The 5139-nt window shown below is 63.8% G+C and carries 6 protein-coding genes; 3 read left to right on the top strand and 3 right to left on the bottom strand.

Annotated features, from left to right (window positions below):
• Positions 1-835: 835 nt before the first annotated feature.
• Both KBY93_RS15985 and KBY93_RS15980 read right to left on the bottom strand, forming a co-directional pair.
• Positions 836-1537, bottom strand: coding sequence for a phosphoribosyltransferase (locus KBY93_RS15985; protein ID WP_255095408.1), 702 nt, complete (start codon positions 1535-1537; stop codon positions 836-838).
• Positions 1530-2243 carry a dienelactone hydrolase family protein gene (locus KBY93_RS15980; protein ID WP_255095407.1) on the bottom strand — a complete coding sequence of 238 codons (714 nt, stop codon included), beginning with the start codon at positions 2241-2243 and terminating at the stop codon, positions 1530-1532. Before KBY93_RS15980 ends, KBY93_RS15985 begins: the two co-directional genes overlap by 8 nt.
• 144 nt (positions 2244-2387) lie before the next feature.
• Between KBY93_RS15980 and KBY93_RS15975 the strand changes: the two genes are divergently transcribed.
• Positions 2388-2591: a hypothetical protein gene (locus KBY93_RS15975; protein WP_255095406.1), complete on the top strand. Its 204-nt coding sequence runs from the start codon at positions 2388-2390 to the stop codon at positions 2589-2591.
• A 93-nt stretch (positions 2592-2684) separates the two neighbouring features.
• Positions 2685-3842: a cation:proton antiporter gene (locus tag KBY93_RS15970; protein ID WP_255095405.1), complete on the top strand. Its 1158-nt coding sequence runs from the start codon at positions 2685-2687 to the stop codon at positions 3840-3842.
• Between the two features lie 142 nt (positions 3843-3984).
• Here the strand turns inward: KBY93_RS15970 and KBY93_RS15965 are convergent, their stop codons facing one another.
• Positions 3985-4206 carry a hypothetical protein gene (locus KBY93_RS15965; RefSeq protein WP_255095404.1) on the bottom strand — a complete coding sequence of 74 codons (222 nt, stop codon included), beginning with the start codon at positions 4204-4206 and terminating at the stop codon, positions 3985-3987.
• Between the two features lie 90 nt (positions 4207-4296).
• Between KBY93_RS15965 and KBY93_RS15960 the strand changes: the two genes are divergently transcribed.
• Positions 4297-4962: a Fe2+-dependent dioxygenase gene (locus tag KBY93_RS15960; protein WP_255095403.1), complete on the top strand. Its 666-nt coding sequence runs from the start codon at positions 4297-4299 to the stop codon at positions 4960-4962.
• The last annotated feature ends 177 nt before the right edge of the window (positions 4963-5139 follow it).

Here is a 5139-nt window from a genome sequence, read left to right as displayed (position 1 = left end):
GAATTCAGAAGGAAAGCTGAGATTCGGGCCGACGTATCTACCGTAAGCCACTGGTCAATAGCGAAAAGGGCTAGTCCAACCACCGGATAAGATCGTGGCTGCGCACGATCTATCCTTGTTCGTTAGATGCATGCATCGCACACTGCCACTCAAGACCGTGGGAGCCAGACAAGTTTGGCTCACGCCAGGAACAAGACGAAAATCTAGAAAACCTGCTCAAATGGGTTGGAGCCTACGAGAGTCGTACCGACGAATATGGGCTCTCAAGGCATCGGGAACTCTACGAGTCGTTTCATGGCAAGAAGCGTGAATTCAATGACCCGAGCGAGTATGAATCTGTATAGCAACTACGCCCCTCTTGCAGGGAACGAGCGGCTTCATGGCGGGTTCTCGCCTGCGGCAATAAATGCAGCACTAATCCATCAGTGGTCACAGGCCAAGGTTGCTGCCCTTTCCTCATCTCCTTTCTCTGCGATAGACGAGCTGGATTCTGTCAGTACGGTTGAGGCACTCCAGCGACTCGGCGTAAGTAAGACTCCAAAAGACCATACCGCAGCTGCGACTGCGGGATTGTCAAGGAACAACGTTGCTGGACGAGAGATGCTCAAGGCTTGACCTCGTCAGCCGATAAGTCCCGTCTGGGTTATGCAGCCCAGGGTTCGCACATCAAGAATAAACAAGTAGCGTATGGCTGATTCCGCTGGTTGAGATGGCAACCGTGTGGTGCCACGTTGGGCCTGTTTCCAATCTCATCACCTCCATCTCTGCTGCCGGGCGACTTACCCGGATTGCTGTTGAGGAGAGAGCTCTCAGGGGGCCTCCCCTCAACTTCAAGCTAAAGCTCCTGCGTGTTGATTGAGGCTTGAGGGGGTACCTGTTCCCGTGCAGCGGAGTGCGCTCGCAACAGAGGCAGAACCTGTTCATCCCGAAGTTGCTCGAAGTGCTCATACCAGAGACCAACGGCCTGGAGATCGTCGACTTCAGCCAGGGCCACGAAACGATCCACCAGCAGGCTCAGTTCGGCTGTGATGTCGCGATCGACCACTGGCACTGCCAGGGCCAGCGAGGCCGGCTGAAACTTGCGCAGCGAGAGCAGGGCAGCCTTCACGGTCATGCCTGTAGCGATGCCGTCGTCCACCACGATCAGATGTCGGCCGAAGAGCTGCTCACCCGGCGGGTCTCCGAACAGCAGTTGACGGCGTCTGAGTTCCTGCTCCTGCTCCCGCAGCCAGCCGTGCGCGGCAGCCGTGGTCGCCCGACGGCTGGCGCCCTCTCCGTTCCGCCAGACCACCACCCCACCGGCTGCCACCGCACCGATCGCCAGCTCTGGCCAGGCGGGGTCGGCGACCTTGCGCACCGACCAGGTCGCCAGTGGCAGCCCAAGGCGGGAGGCCATCGCCGCCGCCACCGGCACTCCCCCCCTCGGCAGTGCCAGCAAGGTGGTGTTGTCGGCGAGGCCCCGGCATTCGGCGAAGGCTTCAGCAAGAGCGAGTCCTGCCTGATGGCGGTCGCTCCAGAGTGGAGATCGGTCAACCATGGCTTGAAGGGGGGCGTGAGGGATCAGCAATCATTCGGGGCCTGGCCTCTGAGAGGTGCCTGAGAAACCAGTCGCGGGCAAGCTGGGCAGCCTGCTCCAGCGTGCCGGGCTCCTCGAACAGGTGAGTGGCACCCGGCACCACCTGCAGGGCGTGGGGCGCAATCAACCGAGCGGCGGCCTGCCGGTTGAGCTGGAGAACCTCAATGTCCTGAGCGCCGACGAGGAATAGCGTGGGGCTGCGCACCAGAGGCAGGGCCTCCGCAGCGAGATCGGGACGGCCTCCACGGGACACCACGGCTGCCACCGGATCTGGGCGCGCTGCCGCCGCCGCAATGGCCGCCGCGGCGCCGGTGCTGGCTCCGAACAGTCCGATCGGCAGACCTTTCAACTCCGGCTGGCTGCCCGCCCAGTCGATCGCGCCGATCAGGCGCCGTCTGAGCAGGGGGATGTCGAAGCGCAGCGATCGGTCCAGTTCATCGATCCGCTCCTCCGCCGAGGTGAGCAGATCGAACAGGAGCGTGGCCAGCTGTGCCTCCACTAACATGCTCGCCACGTAGCGGTTGCGGCTGCTGAAGCGACTGCTGCCGCTGCCATGGGCGAACAGCACCAGCCCAGCTGCCGGATCCGGATGCGTCAAACTGCCGGCCAGCTCCACGCCAGCTGAGCAGACGATCACCTCCCGTTCGGCGGCGTTGGAACTGCTCACAGCAACCCCCTGGGGCTTCCCTGTCCTAGCCACAGGAGGTCAGGGGCGCTGCATCACATCCCTACGAGGTCACGGCCTGGAAAGGCCAGCGTGGATACGGTTCAGGTGGATCCCTCCGCCCCCCCCTTCCTGCCGGTGCCTGCCATGAACTGGACGCCCACACAACCTCTCGACGACAACCTGGACTCGCCTGATTCAGCCGATCGAATACTCCAGGAGCTGAGTGATGAACTCACCGGAGAACCCTCGCCGGCAGGGGACGCCGAGGAGGAGGACCTCAGCGGACTGACGGAGGCTGAACTCGAAGGGGCGTCCGGTGTCGAGTCCCCTCCCGGACGCATCGACTGACGCGGCCATCCGGCGATCAGGCATGGGGATACCAGAGGCTGCCGCCTCGGGAGTCAGGATGAAGCGATCCCAGCAGGGGGTTGATCCTTGGCCGTGGCTTCCCCATCCCTGCTCAGCACGCTCCTGATCCTGCTGATGGGCGTCCTGCTGGCTCGACTTTCGGCCGGATGGATGGCCCGATGGGCGGTGCCGGCGATTGTCCTGGAGCTCGCCATGGGTTTCATCCTCGGCAACACCGTGCTTCCGTTCCAGTCGATGGCGCCGCTGAGCGGTCTCACGGAGCTGGGGGTGCTCACCCTCTTCTTCCAGGTGGGCCTTGAGGTGCGCGGTGATCTGATCTCCTCGCGTCGTGCCACGGTGCTGCGCACGGTGGCGCTGAGCTTCTGCACCCCCCTGCTGGCGTACTGGCCTCTGAGGAGTTGGTTCGCCCTCTCCCTCCCCACCACCCTGCTTTGCCTTGCAGTACTCAGCGCCACCGGCACCGGCGTCACGCTGCGGCTGCTGGCCCAGCGCCGGGCGCTGCAGACCCCCTCAGCCAGGGTGCTGGTGGGGGTGTCGGTGCTCGACGATCTGCCGGCCATCGGTCTGCTGCTGATCGCCACCGCCACCTCCGGCCTGCGGCTTGGTGGGCAGGGGGGCGGCTGGATCGGTCCGCTGGCGGGAGTGCTGATGGCGATCGTCAGCTGGGTTGCCGTGGACTACTGGGCACGTCACCGCAGCGAGCGGCCCACCGGCTCCCTGGCCGTCATGATGCTGCTGATCGGCTCTGCCTGGCTGGGTGAGTCGAGTGGTCTCACCAGCCTGCTGGGAGCCCTCTGGGGAGGGGTGCTGATGGCCCGGCTAGGTCCTGTGCATGGGGAGGTGCAGCGGGTACTGACCGTGCTCTCCGAAGTGTTCCTGCCCCTTTACTTCATCAGCGTCGGCATGCGGGTCACTGCCGGCACGCTGCTGGAGCCACTCGCCTGGAGCCTGGCGGCGGTTTTGATCGTGCTGGGTGTGCTCAGCAAGCTCACCTGCGGCCTCGGCATCACTCGCAAAGATCGTGAGGAGGGCGTCGACCGCTGGCTGGTGGTGGCGGGGCTGATCCCCCGAGGCCTTCCTGGGCTGGTCTTCGCTACCACAGCCCTGAATCAGGGCCTGATCGACTCGGTGCAGTTCTCGGCCCTGGTGCTGATGGTTACCGTCACCACGGTGCTGGGTCTGCTGCTGCTGGAGCGGCGACTGAGCCACGTTGAACCAGCCCCAGCCTGAACTCTGGGATCTGTGGGGGCTTCAGTTTGCTGTTCTTGCTCGTTCTACCCAGAGTTCCTGGCCTGGCCATGCAGCCAGCCAATCTTCAGGGTGTAATCGCCTCGCTCCCAGGCGATGGGTTCATCGCCCAGCTCATACCAGCTCAGTCTTCTCCACCCTCACCACCTTCCTCTCGCTCATCCCCTTCACCACCTTCACCGCCCTCTTTGTTCTTCTCGCTCTGGGCAGCACCGGGAACGGTTTTTTCCATCTTTTCTCCATTGTCTTCCCCGCCCTCCTTGGTCTCGGGGGCACCTCCGCAGCCCACGGTGCCGGCCACCAGTCCAGCGGTGGCCAGAAACAGGGCAATGCTGGAGCGGGCCATGGCAAAACTCAGATGGTGTTTCATTGTGAGGTCGTGGCTCCCGGCAGCCCGTGCATTTGCCACAGCCTGTGGTGCCATTCGTCACAGTCCATGCGTTTCGCGCTTGAACCTCTGCTGGAGGCCCAGCAGGTGGCGGATCTGCGGATGGAACTGCTGGCTGAGGTCGATGCCTGGAGGCCTGGCGTGGAGACCGCCGGTTGGCATGCACGAACGGTCAAGAACAACCGCCAGCTGGATCGGAGTTCAGCTCTGCAGGGCCAGCTCACACCACGGGTGGTGGAACCCCTGTTGCGCCACCCCCTGGTGCAGTCGGCAGCCTTGCCAGTGAGGGTCCACGGGCTGCTGTTCAGCCGCTCCGGGCCCGGTGAAGGCTATGGCCGCCACGTTGATAACGCCTTCATGGCGGGGGGTCGCAGTGATCTTTCCTTCACCCTCTTCCTCAGCGATCCGTGCGAGTACGAGGGAGGCGCGCTGGTGCTGGAATCGCCCTCGGCAGAGGAGGCGCTGCGGCTTCCGGCCGGACATGCGTTGGTGTATCCCAGCACCTTGTTGCATCGCGTCGAGCCCGTGACCCAGGGGGAGCGTCTGGTGGCCGTGGGCTGGATTCATAGCCGAGTTCGCGACGCCGAGCAGCGTGAACTGCTGTTCGAGCTCGACACCGCCCGCCGGGCGCTTTTCCGTCAGGAGGGCAAGAGCGAGGTGTTCGATCTGATCAGCCGCAGCTACACCAACCTGATGCGCCGCTGGGGGGAGTGATCAGGGCCGACTGAAAGTCAGGCACAAGGGTCGTTGTGCGGCCAAGCTGAGCCTGGTTTTATCGGGACTGCTCTTGTCCTTTGGCCCAGCTTGCTGCCAGTCCCGATCTGATCGCCTTCCTGCAGGCCTTGCCGGAGAGACGTAAGCGCCGAGGGGTGCGTTACCCCCAGTGGTTGC

Source organism: Synechococcus sp. J7-Johnson, from assembly GCF_024345795.1.
In the GTDB taxonomy this organism is placed as follows: Bacteria; Cyanobacteriota; Cyanobacteriia; order PCC-6307; family Cyanobiaceae; genus Regnicoccus_A.
Note: the sequence above shows the minus strand (reverse complement) of the source record. Positions and strands in the feature narration are given on the sequence as shown.